Origin of the sequence: Aquimarina algiphila, from assembly GCF_947494415.1 — a bacterium.
Classification (GTDB): Bacteria; Bacteroidota; Bacteroidia; order Flavobacteriales; family Flavobacteriaceae; genus Aquimarina; species Aquimarina algiphila.
This window is the reverse complement of the sequence record NZ_CANLVC010000007.1, coordinates 152,548-169,666: the sequence shown is the minus strand read 5'-3', so window position 1 is coordinate 169,666 and position 17,119 is coordinate 152,548. Positions and strand designations below refer to the sequence as shown.

Below are 17,119 nucleotides of genomic sequence, written 5' to 3'. Positions count from 1 at the left end.
CTCTATTTTTTGAACTAGATTTTAAATTATTTAAAGATAGGACGTTTTCCTTATATTTTTGTTACAATTTCTTTCAAACAATTACACATAATTGGTTGTCTAATTGATTACTAAATTGCTACTTTTGCGTTTTACTAACTAAATTTTCTCATGAGCAACACAAAAACTGCTAAATCTGCTTTGATTTCTGTATTCAGTAAAGATGGATTAGCACCTATCGTAAAAAAATTAGATGAACTTAATATTACCATTTATTCTACTGGTGGAACAGAAAAATTCATTAGAGATTTAGGAGTTAATGTTATACCTGTCGAGGATGTTACTTCGTACCCTTCTATTCTTGGGGGGAGAGTTAAAACGCTTCATCCAAAAGTTTTTGGAGGAATCCTTAATCGTCAAAATAACGATAGTGATGTTGCAGAACTGGAACAATATGAGATTCCTCAAATTGATATTGTTATCGTAGACTTATATCCTTTTGAAAAGACCGTAGCTTCTGGAGCTCCAGAACAAGATATTATTGAGAAAATAGATATTGGAGGAATTTCTCTAATTAGAGCAGCTGCCAAAAATTTTGCTGATGTTACTTGTGTTGCTTCTGTTGATGATTATTCAGAATTTTTGTCTGTTATTTCAGAAGGAAACGGAAATATTTCTATAGAAGATCGTAAACGTTTTGCTGCCAAAGCTTTTAATGTATCTTCTCACTATGACTCTGCAATATTTAATTATTTTAATAGTGATCATGAAATAGCTTCTCTTAAAATAAGTGAAACCAAAGGAAAAGTATTACGATATGGTGAAAACCCACATCAAAAAGGATTTTTCTTTGGGGATTTTGAAGCTATGTTCGACAAAGTACATGGTAAAGAATTATCGTATAACAACTTACTTGATGTAGACGCTGCAGTAAATCTAATGAATGAATTCAAAAATGACGCACCTACATTTGCAATATTAAAACATAATAATGCCTGTGGTTTAGCACAAAGAGAAACTATTCTTCAAGCTTATATTGATGCATTAGCAGGCGATCCTGTTTCTGCTTTTGGAGGAATCCTAATTAGTAATACCGAAATCGATAAAAACACTGCTGACGAAATTCATAAACTTTTCTGTGAAGTGGTGATCGCTCCTTCTTTTAGTGATGAAGCTATAGAAATACTTAAAGGAAAGAAAAATAGAATCATTTTAGTACAAAAAGAAATCGATTTACCAAAAATGCAAGTACGATCTTGCCTTAATGGTGCTTTGCTTCAAGACAAGGATCTTAAAACGGATGCCAAATCAGATTTGAGTACTGTAACTAAGACCGCTCCCACTTCTGATCAAATCGAAGATCTTCTTTTTGCCTCAAAAATCTGTAAACATACTAAATCAAATACTATAGTTTTTACTAAGGGTAAACAATTATTAGCAAGCGGAACAGGACAAACTTCTAGAGTTGATGCACTTAAGCAATCTATAGAAAAAGCAAAATCATTTAATTTTGATCTTAATGGTGCGGTAATGGCTAGTGATGCATTTTTCCCATTCCCTGATTGTGTAGAGATAGCAGACCATGCAGGCATAAAAGCTGTGATTCAACCAGGTGGTTCTATAAAGGATCAATTGAGCGTTGAATACTGTGATCAAAACGGAATTGCAATGGTTATGACCGGAACACGCCATTTTAAACATTAATTTTATTACATTTACTGAATTTTAACCCCTTTTTTTGACTTTTTATGGGATTTTTTGACTTCTTTACCGAAGAGATCGCGATAGATTTAGGTACCGCTAACACATTAGTAATTCATAATGACAAAGTCGTAGTGGATAGTCCCTCTATTGTAGCCAGAGATATTATGAATGGTAAAATCATTGCTGCTGGAAAAGAGGCGGCTATGATGCAAGGAAAAACTCATGAGAATATCAAAACTATCCGACCATTAAAAGATGGAGTAATCGCAGATTTTGATGCCAGTGAGAAAATGATAAGTATGTTTATCAAAGATATCCCGGCATTAAAGAAAAAACTCTTCGCTCCTGCTCTGCGTATGGTAATCTGTATTCCTTCTGGGATTACTGAAGTAGAAATGCGAGCCGTAAAAGAAAGTGCAGAACGCGTAAATGGTAAAGAAGTATATCTTATTCATGAACCTATGGCTGCCGCAATTGGTATAGGAGTTGACATTATGCAACCTAAAGGAAATATGATTGTAGATATAGGAGGAGGTACAACAGAAATTGCTGTTATTGCTCTAGGAGGAATTGTTTGTGATAAATCTGTAAAGATTGCAGGGGATGTATTTACTAATGATATTATATATTACATGCGTACACAACATAATTTATATGTTGGGGAACGTACTGCTGAAAAAATAAAAATACAAATTGGTGCTGCTACAGAAGATCTTGAGTTACCACCAGAAGAAATGAATGTCCAAGGACGTGATCTACTCACAGGAAAGCCAAAACAAGTTCAAATTTCTTTTAGAGAAATGGCTAAGGCATTAGATAAATCTATTTTACGAATCGAAGATGCAGTAATGGAAACTTTATCACAAACACCGCCAGAACTTGCAGCAGACATATACAATACAGGAATATATCTTGCCGGAGGAGGTTCTATGCTTCGAGGGCTGGATAAACGTTTATCACAAAAAACTGATTTACCTGTTTATATAGCAGAAGACCCATTAAGAGCAGTTGTAAGAGGAACAGGAATTACACTTAAAAATCTAAACAGGTATAAAAGTGTACTTATCAAATAGTATTTTTAAAAAAATATGACCTGAAATATACCTAAATTTCTGATTTTACGTTATCCTGCTTTAATATTTATTAAGTAAAGGCAAAAGCCACTTATAACAGTACGTTTAACTAAAGAGATTATCACACGCTAAAGTATGCAGCAGATTATTAATTTTTTAATAAAGAATAAACATTCTCTGCTATTTCTTTTGTTATTATTTTTATCCTTAGTCCTGACAATTCAATCTCATTCTTATCACAAAAGTAAGTTCGTAAGCTCTACGAATTTTTTAAGTGGAGGGTTATATGGCTGGCAACATTCGATAACTAATTATTTTGGACTAAAACAGGAAAACAAAAGATTACTAGAAGAAAATGAATGGCTACATAACCAGCTTAGTGCATTAGGTGTAGATTCTATTGTAAAACGAGAGATAGATACAATATCATTTGATAAACCTTATACGTATACCAAAGCCAGAGTAATCAAAAATGATTATAGTAAGATTGATAATTATATTCTTATTGATAAAGGAGAAAAAGATAGCATTTTTCCTGATATGGGAATAATAACAGATAAAGGTATCATAGGGATTGTAGAAAATACTTCAAAAAACTATAGTAGAGTCATCTCTATTCTTAATAGTAATTCCCGAATTAATGCTGGCTTAAAAAAATCTAATCAATATGGTTCTTTAACCTGGAATGGAAAAGATCCAAATATTGTACAATTAGAGACTATTCCGAGGCAAGCTATTTTTAAAGAAGGGGATACTATTATTACACATGGTCGTTCGACCATTTTCCCTAAAGGAATCGGAATTGGAACAATTTCAAACTACAAGTTAAATCAAAACAAAAGCTACTATTTAATCGATGTTAAACTATTTAATGACATGAGTAATATTGGTTTTGTATATGCCATAAAAAGTAGAGATATAGAAGAAATTAAAAGTTTAGAAAACTAAATTTATGAATAGGGATACACTATTACATATTGTGAGGTTTATAGTTTTAGTTTTGGTTCAGGTAACGATTCTAAACCATATTAATTTCTTAGGGTTCCTTAACCCTTATATTTATATTATTTTCATACTCCTTGCTCCTATAAACATCAACAAAAGTCTTTTCCTCGTTATAAGTTTCTTATTAGGGTTAATCATAGATATGTTTGGAGATTCTGGAGGTGTACATGCAGCCGCCTGCCTTGTCATTGCATTTTTTAGACCAGCAGCATTGCGATCTGTTTTTGGGCTTAGTTACGAGTTCCAAACAGTAAAACTAAGTCAAGTTGGATTCGGAGAACGATTTGCCTATGTGATCCTGATGGTTTTAACACATCATATTGTACTTTTTTCATTAGAAATTTTTAACTTCTCTCACATACTATTGATCGTAAAAAAAACGTTATTCTCTAGTTTATTCACAATAGTGATTACCATGCTAGTTCTGGTGTTGTTTAGAAGAAATGATTCATGAGAAAGTTATTACTATACCTTATAATTGTAACTACCGGTGTTGTATTTATTGCAAGGCTTTTTTACTTGCAGATTTATAATACTTCGTTTGCTTCATTATCAGAAGATAATGCAATTAAAGTAATTTACGATTACCCTCAAAGAGGAGCAATCTATGACAGAAACGGAAGATTACTTGTAACTAACCAACCATCATATGATGTAATGGTTATACCAAGAGAGTTAAAACCTTTTGACACATTAGAGTTTTGTTCTATTCTTAATATCAGTAAAGACAAGCTTATAAAAAGTCTTAGAAAAGCAAGAGTTTATTCTCCAAGGGTACCCTCAATAATTGTCCCACAATTAACAAAAGATGAATATGCTTATCTGCAGGAAAAAATGCGGAAATTTGAAGGTTTTTATATTCAAAAACGTTCATTGCGAGATTACCAAACCGAAGATGCTGCAAATGTATTGGGTTATATAGGAGAGGTGAATGAAGCATTGATTCAGAAAAACCCTTATTATCTCTCAGGTGATCTTATAGGTATTGATGGTGTAGAAAAACAGTATGAAAATTATCTTAGAGGAGTTAAAGGAGTAAAGCGTATCCAAAAAGATAGGTTCAACAGAGATATGGGAGCTTACAAAGAAGGAAAATTTGATACCTTACCCGTAAACGGAAAAGATCTTACGGTTACTCTTGACACAAAACTTCAGGCATATGGGCGCTTGCTTATGAAAAATAAACGAGGAGGTATTGTGGCTCTCGAACCATCGACAGGAGAAATATTAGCTCTTGTTACAGCTCCAAGTTATAAACCCGAACTACTTGTAGGAAGAAAAAGATCTCCAAATTTTACTAAATTAGTGTATGACACTATTGCCATTCCATTATTTGATAGAGGACTAAAGGCAGAATATCCACCTGGTTCACCATTCAAAACCATAAATGCATTAATAGGATTACAGGAAGATGTAATTGACACTAGAGAAAGTGTTTCTTGCAGAATGGGATATTATTATGGAAAAAGAGGTCAAAAACTAGGGTGTCATTCTCACAGGAGCCCTTTAAGCATGATTCCCGGAATTTCAAATTCTTGTAATGCTTATTTTGCTACAGTGTATAGAAGAATTATCGAAAAATACGATACCCCGCAGGAAGGTATGGATAATTGGAAAAAACATGTACAAAGTTTTGGGTTAGGAAATTATCTGGGGAACGATTTACCAGCAGGGAGACCCGGTAAAGTACCTTCTTCTGAATATTATAATAAAATCTATCAATATCCAACTTATAAATGGTATGCTTCAGCAACATTATCTAATGCCATAGGACAGGGAGAAGTATTAGCAACCCCAATCCAGTTAGCTAATATGACTGCTGCAATTGCCAATAGAGGTTATTATTTTACACCTCACATTATAAAGGCAATAGATGGTAAACCCATAGAAAATGAAAACTATACTGTACCAAAAATCACAACAATTGACAAAGAGCATTTTGAACCTGTAATTGAAGGAATGTATCAAGTATATACTCAAGGTACTGCAAGTTCTTTACAAGTAGAAGGAATAGAAATTTGCGGAAAAACTGGTACTGCCGAAAATTTTACCAAAATAGACGGAAAGAAAACACAACTTACAGATCACTCTGTATTTATTGCATTCGCCCCTAAAAACAATCCTAAAATTGCAATTGCAGTCTTTGTAGAGAATGGATATTGGGGTGCTAGATATGCAGGAAAAATAGCTTCTTTAATGATAGAACAACATATAAATGGTAGTATTACCAGAACTGATTTAGAAAAATGGCTTCTCACTCATAGTCTCGAAGAGGAATATGCAAAACCTTATAGTGGCGAACCTTTTAAAATTAATCAATAATGGCAAAATCCAGTGTAGCTGCAATAGATTGGATAACGGTCCTATTATTTTTACTTCTAGTTGGGTTTGGATGGGGAAATATCTATTCTGCATCTTATGAAAATGAAGCGTTCTCTTTTACAGATTTTTCTGAAGTATATGTAAAACAAGGATATTGGATTTTACTTAGTATAGTTTTGATTGTTATTACTCAAGCGGTAGAAGTAAAATTTTATGAACGATTCGCCGGATTAATTTATGTAATATCCTTGCTCTCTCTTTTAGGTCTTTTTGTACTCGGTAAAAACATAAACGGCGCTACATCCTGGTATGCTTTTGGACCAGTTGGATTACAGCCTTCAGAATTTGCAAAGTCATGTACTGCTTTGGCATTAGCCAAATACCTAAGTGACATGCAAACCAATATTAATCTACTTGGACACCAGGTAAGAGCATTTTTGATTATAGCAATACCCGCTGTAATTATTATACCTCAACCTGATCCCGGAAGTGCATTAATATACGCTGCCTTTTTCTTTCCTTTATACAGAGAAGGGTTAGCTGCAATATATCTTATTGTAGGAGCTTCTGCTGCCGCATTATTCATTCTAACTCTGCTTTTTAATCCTATTTGGGTAGTGCTTGCTATCGCCACAGTTATGCTATTGATATTAATTAAAAATAGAAAACAAAAACCCAAATACTCAAGGTACCTCCTTACAATTATCGTAGTAACTGGCTTCTGTTTTTCTGTAAACTATATTTTCAATAATGTATTCGAACAACGACATAGAGATCGATTTAATATTGTATTAGGTAAGGAAGTAGATACAAAAGGAATTGGATATAACACCAACCAAAGTGAAATCGCAATAGGTAGTGGTGGCTGGGTTGGCAAAGGATGGAAAGAAGGAACGCAAACCAAAGGTGGTTTTGTACCAGAACAACATACAGATTATATATTTAGCACGGTTGGAGAAGAATGGGGTTTCCTTGGTGCAACTTTGGTTATCATTTTGTTTATCTCATTATTAATTAGACTTATTCATTTAGCAGAAAGGCAAAAAACACAATTTAGCCGTGTGTATGGCTATAGTGTTATTGGCATCTTATTTATTCACTTTGCTATTAATGTTGGTATGGTTACAGGACTAATGCCAACCATTGGAATTCCCCTTCCATTTTTTAGCTATGGAGGATCGGGATTATGGGGGTTCACCATTTTACTTTTTATTTTTATTAAACTAGACTCCAATAGAGTTAATGAGTGGTAACTAAAATTTCCAACCTTTTGTACCCGAAGAAGCTTCTAATTGATTTTCTATTTTATCATCTAACTGTGGAAAAAAATCTATTCCGGTTAGCTTTTCGATTTTATCAACCGGTACAACAAATTGCTTCAAAGATGCATTAGACTTCTTGTGAGGCATTAAAAAAGCAATCATTTTGGAGTTTTTTACATTTTCCTTTAATATAACTTTGTAAAAATATCTTGGTACAGATACAGCTTCATAACCAATATCATCCAGATCATCAGATAATACTCCCCCAGTAACTACGTAGACTCCATCATATAATTGCGCCCAGTATCTAGTTTTTTGTTCTAAGGCATTCCATATACCGCTATTAAATTCACGATTCTGTGGACTCACATTTGAAGTAAAAAATGTTTCCTCAAAAGCTTCATAAGTAAATCTCCTGTCTCCTGCGGGGCATAAGTGCCCTCTTTCATAGCCAGATTTTTTATAATTACGCCAATCTGCAGAAGATGATCTCACTTTTTTATCCTGTTTGAAATATGGTCGTTTAAAATTGTTATCTGACAAATGTTCTTTTTTTAATTCGTAAGCAACCCACTCCGCCTGTTCGTGCTTTTCAGAATACGATAATGAATAGTGATCATGAGTTATTATAGCCCCTGTAGTAGATGTCGGTAAATAAAAAAAACCATACTCAGATACACCATCTCCATTTTGTTCTGTCGTATACTCTCCTTCATACTGCTCGACGTAGTAAAATCCAATAGTAACAATAATAATTAATATAGGGTAAAGATATTTTCTTTTCAATGTTTTATTTTTTAAGAAGACAAAAATAGTAAAATGATTATGTCATGTCTTTTAATTACTTCTAAAAGTAGATTACACAATTACAATCAATACTATATTTATCTATTTTCCATAATATTAAAAGAATATTTCTTTTTTTATTGAAAACTTTAACACTAATGTTCTTCTTTTTTAATTAAGTCATAAAAAACCAATTTAACCCTGATTTACAGATAGATAACCCAACGAATCAACCCTAAAATTATCCAAATTACGGATATACCATTGTATTTTTGAGCTATATACATATTGACATACCGTTTTTAAAGTTTTATTTTAGTGAAGTTAACTTTTGGAGGTCAACACCCAACAGAAATTAAATTATACCTAAATCAAACAGTTACCATTTCTAGTAATCAGATAACCTTCAGTAAATTAATTTTTTACAGTTCTTAAACAAATCATTTTTAAAAAGTCTATGAAAAATAATATCGAAAAAATTGTTGAAACCGTTTTGGTTCAAAATCGAATAGGCAACTATGAAAAAAAAGACTTAGAACTTCAGTTACAAATACACCCTAATTACCCAAGTTTTCAATCGATTACTGATACTCTAGATTATTTTGATATCGATAATATTGCGGTAGAAGTTCCTATAGATGCTTTGGATCAACTACCAAAAAGTTTTGTAACTCTGGTTAAAACGGCAGAATCTTCTGAAGAAATTGTCACTGCTATTAAAAAGAATCAAAATATAGAAATTAAGCACAGTAGCTTAAAGAAAAAGAAATTTACTCTTGAAGAATTTAAAGAAATTTGGATTCCCAAGGTTATTGCTGTAGAATACAATTCAAAACAAAGTCTTTTATCCAATGGGTCGTTTCTTCAGAATCTTCTTGCAATAACATTAATCGCCGGTTTAGTTTTATTAGCTATCAGTAGAGTCTGGACAATTGATCAAATTCTTTTTCTGATTGTATCTCTTGTAGGTGTGACCTTTAGTTTTTTTGCACTTCGCGAAAGTTTAGGTATTCAATCTCAAACCATTCATCAGTTTTGTACTTCTGTTGGGAACACAAATTGTGGAGATGTCATAAATAATAACAGTGGTAAGCTCTTCAAGAATTTTTCACTTGCTGATGCTGGCATTGTATTTTTTATCACACTTACACTATATCAAATTTTTTATGGTTTCACCAGTGTATTGCTTATTCCTGCACTTGCAGGTATTCCATTTGTATTATATTCTATCTATTCTCAAGCTTTTATTATAAAAAAATGGTGTGCAATATGCCTTGCTATGGTAGCTGTTTCTATTGGATTAACAATAATAGCATTACGAAGCCTTCAGTTTGATATTGATATTTCTCAAATCTCAGGGTTTTTAATTGTTACTACATTATTTACTTCAATTTATTTATTTGCAAAGGAAAAAATGGTGGAAAACAAGACTTTTAAAGGTGACAATTTAAAGTTAAATCACTTCAAAAGAGATAGTCAGATTTTTAACCACTTACTCAGTCTTTCAGAAAAAATAGACGATAATTCGACTATAGAAAACGAAATCGTATTAGGTAATCCAAATGCTCCATTTAAAATCATTAGTCTTACCAACCCTATGTGTGGATATTGTAAAGATGCGTTCGAAGCTTACACTCGTACTTTAAAGGCTATGGGAGATCAATTGCAGATCATTATTCGTTTAAATGTAAAAACTGATGATCTAGAAAATAAAGCAACGCAAATAGCCTTGATTCTTTTTGACATCTATCAAAACAAAGGAGCTGATGAATTTATAATAGCATACAACAATTGGTTTGCCGACAGAACACATAGCAAATGGATAAAAAAATATGGTCTTCCTGCAAAGAATCCAGGCTATATATCAGTTTTAGACAAACAATCAGAATGGGCAGAAAAAAACAACCTTTACTATACTCCCGCTTCACTAATAAATGACACAATTTATCCTAAAAAGTATAGCTATTCAGAGTTTTTTCATTTTATGAATATTATGATCGAAAATCATAATGATGTTATCGAAAACCAAGAACCTGTTGAAATTTAATATTTAATGTAGTGTATTCAATATAGTTTAACTTAAAATCAATATAATATGTTACCAAAAATTTTGAGATTAAAAAATGTTAGACAACTTAATAAAAACCAACAACGTACCATTAAAGGAGGATTCACCCTTCCTGGATCAGATGATTGTGGATGTATTGTAATGGGACCCAGAGGTTTCTTAGAAATTATAGCTGTATCATGCAGTAGCACTTGCCCAGACGGGACCGATCCCATTGGAGGATTAGGTTTTTGACCAAAACCAAATAAGATATTGTAAGATGAACCATAGCATGTCATTTTGAATATGATGATGATTGAATTTTGATAAATATGTTAATTCTTAAAACCTAAAATTATGAAAAGAATCAAAAAATTACATGGAGCCAAAGTGCTTTCAAAAAAAGATCAAAGTACTATTATTGGCAATGGTCTTGTTATCTGCTTGGTATTCTGCCCTACATATTGTGTATGTATAGGTGATCGATGTGAATATCGCGATGGAAGAAATTGCTCTGCTCTATAAAATTATTAGTTGAATCATAATCTTAAAACCAAAAACAGATGCTAAAGAAAATTTTAAATTTAACAGATACCAAGAAAATTGAAAAAAAAGATCAAAAATCAATTTCTGGAGGCCGGATTCCTACATTAAACAAATGTTATCCAAGTAGTGATCCAGAATGTTGTGGAACTGCTCAGTGGCAATGTGGTATTGGACCTCACAGTGGTGGGTTATTCAACGGTTATTCTTGTGACTGTTTTTAGAACTAAATTAAAATTAAAAAAGTCCAACTCTTATTCTTATTAAAGTTGGACTTTTTTTATAGTTAACGACGCTGTACTTTAGAGAATAGCTTCAAGCCAGCAAGGTATACTAGATCTTACAGGTTTTGTATCAGTTATTGTAGGACAACTTTTAGTGAACTCTTCTCCTCCCTTAATTGATGACATGTTATTTAATTTTGTTACCCTAAATTTTTCAATTCCTAATTTTGATTTTTTCATGTTGAGTTCTTTTTATAATTATATCATTTTAAAAGTACATAATTATTAAAAATGATAGATTACAAAAATCCAAAAGACTCTACGTTTTCAGGAATTCGTATCAAAAAACAACTACATTTCTTCATTAGTCATTTCTCCTATTTTCTTAACAAAATAAGAGGGATGAATTCCTGTGCTTTTATAAAAAGCTTTAGAAAAAGCTTGAGTAGTATTAAACCCAACTTCTGAACCTATTGCTTTAACAGTATAATTTCTAAATTTCCGATCCAATTTGAGTTTCTCTACAACACAATTGATTCTTAAATCATTAATATAATTACTAAAGTTTTTATTTTTATATGTATTTATAATCTTGGATAGATATTTAGAATTGGTATCAAACTGTTTTGACAGGTCATTAATAGTAATGCTTGGATTCAAAAACGCATCACTATTTTCAAATTGCTCCAATCGTTGTAAGACATCATTAACAATATCACTAGATATACCAATAGCCCCCGAATTTGCTGTAGTTTTCTCAGAATTATGTTCAATTTTCGAATTCATTACTTCATTAAATCGACGCTTTAATGTTTTTTGTCTTCTATAATAATAGATCAATCCCAATAGACTTACTCCCAAAAGTATTGAAACCAACATTAACTGATTAGAGACTTTTACATTCTTATTCTCTAATCCAGATATTACTCTTTCTTTTTCTTTTAACAACTTAGGCGTATCATATTCTCTTGCTAGCTTTTTACTTAGATATTTATAATTACTATATAGTATACTATCAACTTTTAGGAGTCTTTCAATATATAATAACTGATTTTTATCATCATTTTTAGATTTATAATAATTAATCAAAAACTCATAAGTTTCCCTAGATTTAGGATGAATATCGTTAGTGATATTAAATAAAGAATCTACTTTCTTAAAATTTACTATTGCACTGTCTATTTCTTCTTTCTCTAATAATGTTTTTGCATAATAATAGTAGGCCAATATTAAGTTCGGCCTATCTATTTCCATTCTAAAGTTTTTAATAACTTTAGAAATACTATCATATGAAACATCATATTTTTTTAGGTAATATTTATTAATCCCTTCATTTAATACAAAATCATAGTATTTTACATCATTTCCTGAAAACAGTGATTCTTCTACCCCTAATCTATTATAAAACGAGGCTGAATCATTCTTACCAACTTTAACATAACCATCTGCTAACGAAAGTAAAGTGATTAAATAATTGTTATTATCTTTTTCTTTAAAATTTCTTTCATTAGCATACATCCAACTTTTTTTAAAAATTTCAAGAGCTTCTTGATATTCTCCTACTCTACTTTTTAATAAACCTATACTGTATTCCGTTATATAATTAAGTCTAGGCAAACTATCTACATATAGTTTGGCTGTTAAAAAATTATCCAAAGATTTATCAAATTCTCTCTTTTCATAAAAATAAACACCTTTGTTTAAGAAACTCATTCCCAAAAATCTAGAATTATTTACCTTCTTAGAAATCTTAATTATACTATCAGAATAAGAAAGCACATTTTCATTATTCTCGTTAATAGTTGACAAAAAGAAAAAGCCATTTAAAATTTGAATTGTGTCTCTTTCTTTTTTGCCTTTTTTCAAGATAGCTATAGCATAAGAAGTAGACTTAATAGAATCTTGTATATTCTTTATTAGTGAATTTTGAAGTTGTTTGTATGTTTTATTACTTAAAGAATCTGACTCAACTTCTTTTTGAATTTCTTGTTTAGCATAAGACTGTAATCCAAGACACAATACAGCGATTATAATGGTAATCTCTTGTTTCATAAGCTAATCTTACATTGAATTTGAGCTGTAAACATGAATTAAAAAACTAATCCAGCTTATAGCTTTGAATTTGCGCAATTGTATAGAATATAAATATAATATTTTTTGATGTTAGGCTTCTTCAAAAAACAAAAATTACACCTTCATTATAAGCCAGAGTTTTATCACATAATATACTCATACGGATTCGCGGAATTCATAGTACGTTTTCATGAATCCTTATTTACTTCTCTTGTTTGACCCATATCTGCTCATCTATATTTGAGTTGAAAAATTAATCTAAAAACAAAATTTTATCATTATGAAAAATTCAAGCTTAGAAAGCCTTAGGTCTTTTGAAATGTCAAGAAGTGTAGCAATAACTGTAAATGGAGGCGGTCCTAGAAGAAAATGTATTAGAACTGCTAGGTTAAACGGAAACCAATTTTTAATACCACTTTGTAAAGAGTTACCAAAAGGAAATTACTAATTTCCGAAAAGTTCGTAATTAAAATCTTCTGAAGAATTATATCAAAGTATGAATTCAGAAGGTTTTTTTAGTAATTATAACTACCCTCATTAATAATGAATTTTAGCTTTCTTTTTGTCTAATCAAAATTATTTTCGATTAGATCAAATCTATAAACATAATGTACTGGTAATATACAAATAGAGCAAAAGGAGTTGTTAAGGTTGTCAAAAAGGAATTTTTTCTACCATTTCAAACGTAATTGAGAAATAATACTAATTGATTGTCATCACATTTCGACTATACCCAATGGACAGACTAAAAAAATAGCACTTATCAGGATCATCTTAAACCTTAATTTTTCACATCCAAGGCATCCCTAAGTGCATTCCCGATTAACATAAAGGCCATCACCAAACTCATAATGCCTAACCCCGGTATAATAGCGAGATAAGCTTTACCCAAAATAATATAAGAATAATGATCCTTGATCATAGCACCCCAACTCGGCATTGGAGGCTGAGCTCCTATCCCCAAAAAACTGAGTCCGCTCTCGATAAGTATTGCGCCTGCAAAGTTAGCTGCAGAAATCACAATTACAGGAGCTAAACTATTAGGTAATATATGTCGCGTTATGATTCTAAAGTTTGTAAATCCAAGCGCTTTGGCCGCTGTTACATACTGCATTTGTTTTACACCTAATACCTGTCCTCTAACTACACGAGCTACTTCTACCCACATGGTTAAACCAACAGCAATAAAAACTTGCCAAAATCCTTTTCCTAATGCCAAAGTAATAGCGATTACAAGTAGCAAAGTGGGAATTGACCAAGTAACATTTATCAACCACATAATCATAGCATCTATTTTACCTCCAAAATAACCAGCAATTGCTCCAAGTGATATTCCTAAAATCAAAGAAATCAATACCGCAACAAAACCTATTGAAAACGAAATACGAATACCGATCAACATTCTACTTAACAAATCTCTCCCGTATTTGTCGGTACCTAATATAAACCTTTGGTCTGCAATATATTCTTTAACTATTTCTTCTTGTGTCAAGCCTTCTGGAAAACGCCCTAATTTGATGTCTTTTGATAATTCTATCACTTCTCCTTCACTATATGGAGAAATCTTTAATACATCATCTTCAAAACTATATCGTTCTATAGGGAGCTCTGTATCTGAGTTTTTTTCTCCAAAAAAAACTTTATCCAAAAATGATTGATCAGAGACATCCTGAGAAGGAATAGTAAGCATTTTAACCTTAAACCCTGGAGGTTTTGAATGAATCGATAAATGCATCTGATTCGCATATTGCGAATCATCAGGAGCAAAAACATAGGCAAAGACAGCTATAATAGCACAAAAAACAATAAAGTAAAAACTCAAAACGCCCCAAAAATTCTTTTTGAATTTCTGGAGCGCTAGTGTACTTAAAGAGTTTGACTTTGCTTTGGGCATTAATACATTAATTCTTTACCGTAAGTGGGTTTTTAGATCTTCTAATATTATTGATCTTTAAATCCTCAAGTACGCTAATTGCCTCTTCTACGTAAACATCTTTACTAAGGCTCTGATGCCATCTTTTTCTCTTCTCTGCCAAAACAGAATCTGCACTCATTAGATTCTTTTCATAAGGTAAAGATTCAAAAGTAAGATTAGTTTTATAATCATTTATCTTATCAAACCGTTCTGCTTGTTTCTCATTAAGAGCTATGTTTAATTTATACTTACTGTATTGTAAAGAATAATTGTTTATATCTCTTTTTTGACTCACCCATTTTGCGTTTTCGTCTATCAACTTTAATTGATCATTCTTTGACATACGTTCTTTACTATTATTGATCGTTTGATCAAAATCAATATAGCCATCCCAAATTGAATAATCAGCTGCTGCTATTTTATCCCAAGGAAGTGGATTCTCCTGATCTTTTTCACCAATATCAATATAACTATAACGATCTGGAACTACTACATCACTTTTTACTCCCTCTAGTTGCGTTGATCCTCCATTAACTCTATAAAATTTCTGAGTAGTAAGTTTTAACGCTCCAAGATCTCCAAAATCATTGCTTCGCATCCAACGGTTAAGATCCATTACATTTTGAACAGTTCCTTTACCATAAGTTTGCTTACTCCCAATAATAATGGCTCTTTTATAGTCCTGCATTGCTGCTGCCAAAATCTCTGAAGCAGAAGCTGACAATTCATTTACCAAAATTACTAATGGACCATCCCAAAGAATATTCCTATCCTTATCACTTAACACTTCTGGAGATTCTCCTTTTGTTCGTACTTGAACTATTGGTCCTTTTTCTATAAATAAACCTGCAATATCGACAACAGTCTGTAATGACCCTCCCCCATTATCACGCAAATCAATCACCAAACCATCCATGTCTTGTTCTTTAAGACGGATAATCTCTTGTTTTACATCTTTGGCAGCATTACGTTGATTATAATCTTGCATATTAAAATAGAACTTAGGAAGATTAACAATTCCATAAGTTTTATCATTTTTCTTTACTACAGATGATTTTGCATAGGTCTCTTCCAGTTCTACAACATCTCTAACAATATCTATAATTTCAGTAGTACCGTCTACTTTCTTTACTGTTAATGTTACTTTTGTTCCTTTAGGTCCTTTTATTAGACTAACTGCATCATCAAGGCGCATTCCAACAATGCTTACTGGCTCTTCTTCTTCTTCCTGCTTTACTTTCATAATAAGATCTCCCACTTCAACTTCATTACCTCTCCATGCCGGACCTCCAGAAATAATTTCTACAATCTTAACATTATCATTTTTTTTCTGAAGTCTTGCTCCTATACCTTCTAATTTTCCAGACATCGCGATATCGAACCTATCTTTATCTTGAGGAGCAAAATAAAACGTATGCGGATCAAATTCTTCTACAATAGAATTTATGTAAATAGAAAACCAATCTTTTCTTTCCAGGTCATCAGCAAACTCAAAATATTCCTTCAAAGAAGTTTTGGTAATTTCTCGAGCCTCACTTTCTAAAACAATAGATGTTTTACGATTGTAATCACTGTTTTTGGTAACAGAATCTATTTGTTCTTCTACTTTATCATAATAGCTGGATAACGCATTAAATTTAAGTTGCAGCCTCCATCGATCTTTCATTTGATCTTTAGTTTCTACATAAGGTAGATTTTCATAATCTGTATTGATTTCTTCATCTTTTTCAAAATTGAAAGGATGTTCCAAAATCTCCTTATGCAATCTTCTTGCATCAGCCATTCTGTCTTGCAAACGATCATATGTCAGATTAAAGAAAGTAATTTCCTTATTTCTAATTTCATCATCAATCAATTTTTCATATTTCTTAAACTCTTCAATATCACTCTTAAAGAAATAACGCTTTAAAGGATCTAAAGCATCAATATAATCAGTGAAGACTTCTTTAGAAAAATCATCATTTATATCTTTTGCATCATAATGCCCTTTACCTAAGACATAACTTATTAAATCAATTAGTAATTTGTCTTTATCCGGATCGTTTTCAACCTTAGAAGTAAAACTACAAGAAGCCGCCGAAACGATTACGGTAAGCATCAAAATCAAAAAACTCTTTTTCATACGCTCATTTAATTTAGGGATTCAAGGCAAAATACATTAAAAATCGTGCCAATAACTCGTAATA

The 17,119-nt window shown here is 31.8% G+C and carries 16 protein-coding genes; 11 read left to right on the top strand and 5 right to left on the bottom strand.

Going from position 1 to position 17,119, the window contains the following annotated elements; translation table 11 throughout:
• The first annotated feature begins 150 nt into the window (after nt 1-150).
• The 6 genes from purH to rodA all read left to right on the top strand — a co-directional run bounded on the left by purH (nt 151) and on the right by rodA (nt 7,336).
• Complete coding sequence (purH, locus tag PQF96_RS15505) at nt 151-1,683, top strand: bifunctional phosphoribosylaminoimidazolecarboxamide formyltransferase/IMP cyclohydrolase (RefSeq protein WP_271767273.1); 1,533 nt, start codon at nt 151-153, stop codon at nt 1,681-1,683.
• Between the two features lie 44 nt (nt 1,684-1,727).
• Entirely contained in the window at nt 1,728-2,756 is a 1,029-nt protein-coding gene (locus PQF96_RS15500; RefSeq protein WP_109435715.1) for a rod shape-determining protein, read from the top strand.
• Between the two features lie 135 nt (nt 2,757-2,891).
• Entirely contained in the window at nt 2,892-3,704 is an 813-nt protein-coding gene (gene mreC / locus PQF96_RS15495) for a rod shape-determining protein MreC (protein ID WP_109435716.1), read from the top strand.
• Between the two features lie 4 nt (nt 3,705-3,708).
• A complete protein-coding gene (mreD, locus tag PQF96_RS15490; protein WP_271767270.1) occupies nt 3,709-4,215 on the top strand; it encodes a rod shape-determining protein MreD in 507 nt (168 codons plus the stop codon).
• Nucleotides 4,212-6,083, top strand: a complete 1,872-nt coding sequence (mrdA, locus tag PQF96_RS15485; RefSeq protein ID WP_109435718.1) for a penicillin-binding protein 2 — start codon at nt 4,212-4,214, stop codon at nt 6,081-6,083. The genes mreD and mrdA overlap by 4 nt, the downstream gene beginning before the upstream one ends.
• The gene (gene rodA, locus PQF96_RS15480; RefSeq protein ID WP_109435719.1) at nt 6,083-7,336 is read left to right on the top strand and encodes a rod shape-determining protein RodA; all 1,254 of its coding nucleotides are present in this window, start codon (nt 6,083-6,085) and stop codon (nt 7,334-7,336) included. The genes mrdA and rodA overlap by 1 nt, the downstream gene beginning before the upstream one ends.
• Here the strand turns inward: rodA and PQF96_RS15475 are convergent, their stop codons facing one another.
• Nucleotides 7,337-8,131: a DNA/RNA non-specific endonuclease gene (locus PQF96_RS15475; RefSeq protein ID WP_271767267.1), complete on the bottom strand. Its 795-nt coding sequence runs from the start codon at nt 8,129-8,131 to the stop codon at nt 7,337-7,339. It abuts the gene before it with no gap.
• A 457-nt stretch (nt 8,132-8,588) separates the two neighbouring features.
• Here PQF96_RS15475 and PQF96_RS15470 point away from each other — a divergent pair, with 457 nt between their 5' ends.
• The 4 genes from PQF96_RS15470 to PQF96_RS15455 all read left to right on the top strand — a co-directional run bounded on the left by PQF96_RS15470 (nt 8,589) and on the right by PQF96_RS15455 (nt 10,945).
• Nucleotides 8,589-10,178 (top strand): vitamin K epoxide reductase family protein, encoded by a 1,590-nt coding sequence (locus PQF96_RS15470; protein ID WP_271767265.1) that lies wholly within the window; start codon nt 8,589-8,591, stop codon nt 10,176-10,178.
• Nucleotides 10,179-10,226: 48 nt separating this feature from the next.
• A complete protein-coding gene (locus PQF96_RS15465) occupies nt 10,227-10,433 on the top strand; it encodes a hypothetical protein (RefSeq protein ID WP_109435722.1) in 207 nt (68 codons plus the stop codon).
• Between the two features lie 102 nt (nt 10,434-10,535).
• Nucleotides 10,536-10,703: a hypothetical protein gene (locus tag PQF96_RS15460; protein ID WP_160114110.1), complete on the top strand. Its 168-nt coding sequence runs from the start codon at nt 10,536-10,538 to the stop codon at nt 10,701-10,703.
• A 38-nt stretch (nt 10,704-10,741) separates the two neighbouring features.
• Nucleotides 10,742-10,945 carry a hypothetical protein gene (locus tag PQF96_RS15455; RefSeq protein ID WP_109435723.1) on the top strand — a complete coding sequence of 68 codons (204 nt, stop codon included), beginning with the start codon at nt 10,742-10,744 and terminating at the stop codon, nt 10,943-10,945.
• 78 nt (nt 10,946-11,023) lie between these two features.
• On the opposite strand, the gene PQF96_RS15450 is transcribed toward PQF96_RS15455, so the two are convergent.
• Together PQF96_RS15450 and PQF96_RS15445 are read right to left on the bottom strand one after the other, a co-directional pair.
• On the bottom strand, nt 11,024-11,185 hold the full coding sequence (locus PQF96_RS15450; protein ID WP_160114111.1) for a hypothetical protein: 162 nt from the start codon (nt 11,183-11,185) through the stop codon (nt 11,024-11,026).
• 111 nt (nt 11,186-11,296) lie between these two features.
• Nucleotides 11,297-12,997 (bottom strand): AraC family transcriptional regulator, encoded by a 1,701-nt coding sequence (locus PQF96_RS15445; protein ID WP_271767264.1) that lies wholly within the window; start codon nt 12,995-12,997, stop codon nt 11,297-11,299.
• Between the two features lie 301 nt (nt 12,998-13,298).
• Between PQF96_RS15445 and PQF96_RS15440 the strand changes: the two genes are divergently transcribed.
• Nucleotides 13,299-13,466, top strand: a complete 168-nt coding sequence (locus PQF96_RS15440; RefSeq protein WP_160114112.1) for a hypothetical protein — start codon at nt 13,299-13,301, stop codon at nt 13,464-13,466.
• A 333-nt stretch (nt 13,467-13,799) separates the two neighbouring features.
• Here the strand turns inward: PQF96_RS15440 and PQF96_RS15435 are convergent, their stop codons facing one another.
• The gene (locus PQF96_RS15435) at nt 13,800-14,912 is read right to left on the bottom strand and encodes an ABC transporter permease (RefSeq protein ID WP_143915963.1); all 1,113 of its coding nucleotides are present in this window, start codon (nt 14,910-14,912) and stop codon (nt 13,800-13,802) included.
• 7 nt (nt 14,913-14,919) lie between these two features.
• Nucleotides 14,920-17,055: a carboxy terminal-processing peptidase gene (locus PQF96_RS15430; protein WP_109435726.1), complete on the bottom strand. Its 2,136-nt coding sequence runs from the start codon at nt 17,053-17,055 to the stop codon at nt 14,920-14,922.
• Nucleotides 17,056-17,119 lie beyond the last annotated feature (64 nt).

Excerpts from the sequence above, each read along its gene's own strand:
- PQF96_RS15455 (WP_109435723.1), top strand. The coding sequence starts at position 10,742 with ATGCTAAAGAAAATTTTAAATTTAACAGATACCAAGAAAATTGAAAAA.
- PQF96_RS15430 (WP_109435726.1), bottom strand. The coding sequence starts at position 17,055 with ATGAAAAAGAGTTTTTTGATTTTGATGCTTACCGTAATCGTTTCGGCG.
- rodA (WP_109435719.1), top strand. The coding sequence starts at position 6,083 with ATGGCAAAATCCAGTGTAGCTGCAATAGATTGGATAACGGTCCTATTA.
- PQF96_RS15465 (WP_109435722.1), top strand. The coding sequence starts at position 10,227 with ATGTTACCAAAAATTTTGAGATTAAAAAATGTTAGACAACTTAATAAA.
- PQF96_RS15435 (WP_143915963.1), bottom strand. The coding sequence starts at position 14,912 with ATGCCCAAAGCAAAGTCAAACTCTTTAAGTACACTAGCGCTCCAGAAA.
- mreD (WP_271767270.1), top strand. The coding sequence starts at position 3,709 with ATGAATAGGGATACACTATTACATATTGTGAGGTTTATAGTTTTAGTT.
- PQF96_RS15500 (WP_109435715.1), top strand. The coding sequence starts at position 1,728 with ATGGGATTTTTTGACTTCTTTACCGAAGAGATCGCGATAGATTTAGGT.
- mreC (WP_109435716.1), top strand. The coding sequence starts at position 2,892 with ATGCAGCAGATTATTAATTTTTTAATAAAGAATAAACATTCTCTGCTA.
- PQF96_RS15440 (WP_160114112.1), top strand. The coding sequence starts at position 13,299 with ATGAAAAATTCAAGCTTAGAAAGCCTTAGGTCTTTTGAAATGTCAAGA.
- mrdA (WP_109435718.1), top strand. The coding sequence starts at position 4,212 with ATGAGAAAGTTATTACTATACCTTATAATTGTAACTACCGGTGTTGTA.
- PQF96_RS15450 (WP_160114111.1), bottom strand. The coding sequence starts at position 11,185 with ATGAAAAAATCAAAATTAGGAATTGAAAAATTTAGGGTAACAAAATTA.
- purH (WP_271767273.1), top strand. The coding sequence starts at position 151 with ATGAGCAACACAAAAACTGCTAAATCTGCTTTGATTTCTGTATTCAGT.
- PQF96_RS15460 (WP_160114110.1), top strand. The coding sequence starts at position 10,536 with ATGAAAAGAATCAAAAAATTACATGGAGCCAAAGTGCTTTCAAAAAAA.
- PQF96_RS15470 (WP_271767265.1), top strand. The coding sequence starts at position 8,589 with ATGAAAAATAATATCGAAAAAATTGTTGAAACCGTTTTGGTTCAAAAT.
- PQF96_RS15445 (WP_271767264.1), bottom strand. The coding sequence starts at position 12,997 with ATGAAACAAGAGATTACCATTATAATCGCTGTATTGTGTCTTGGATTA.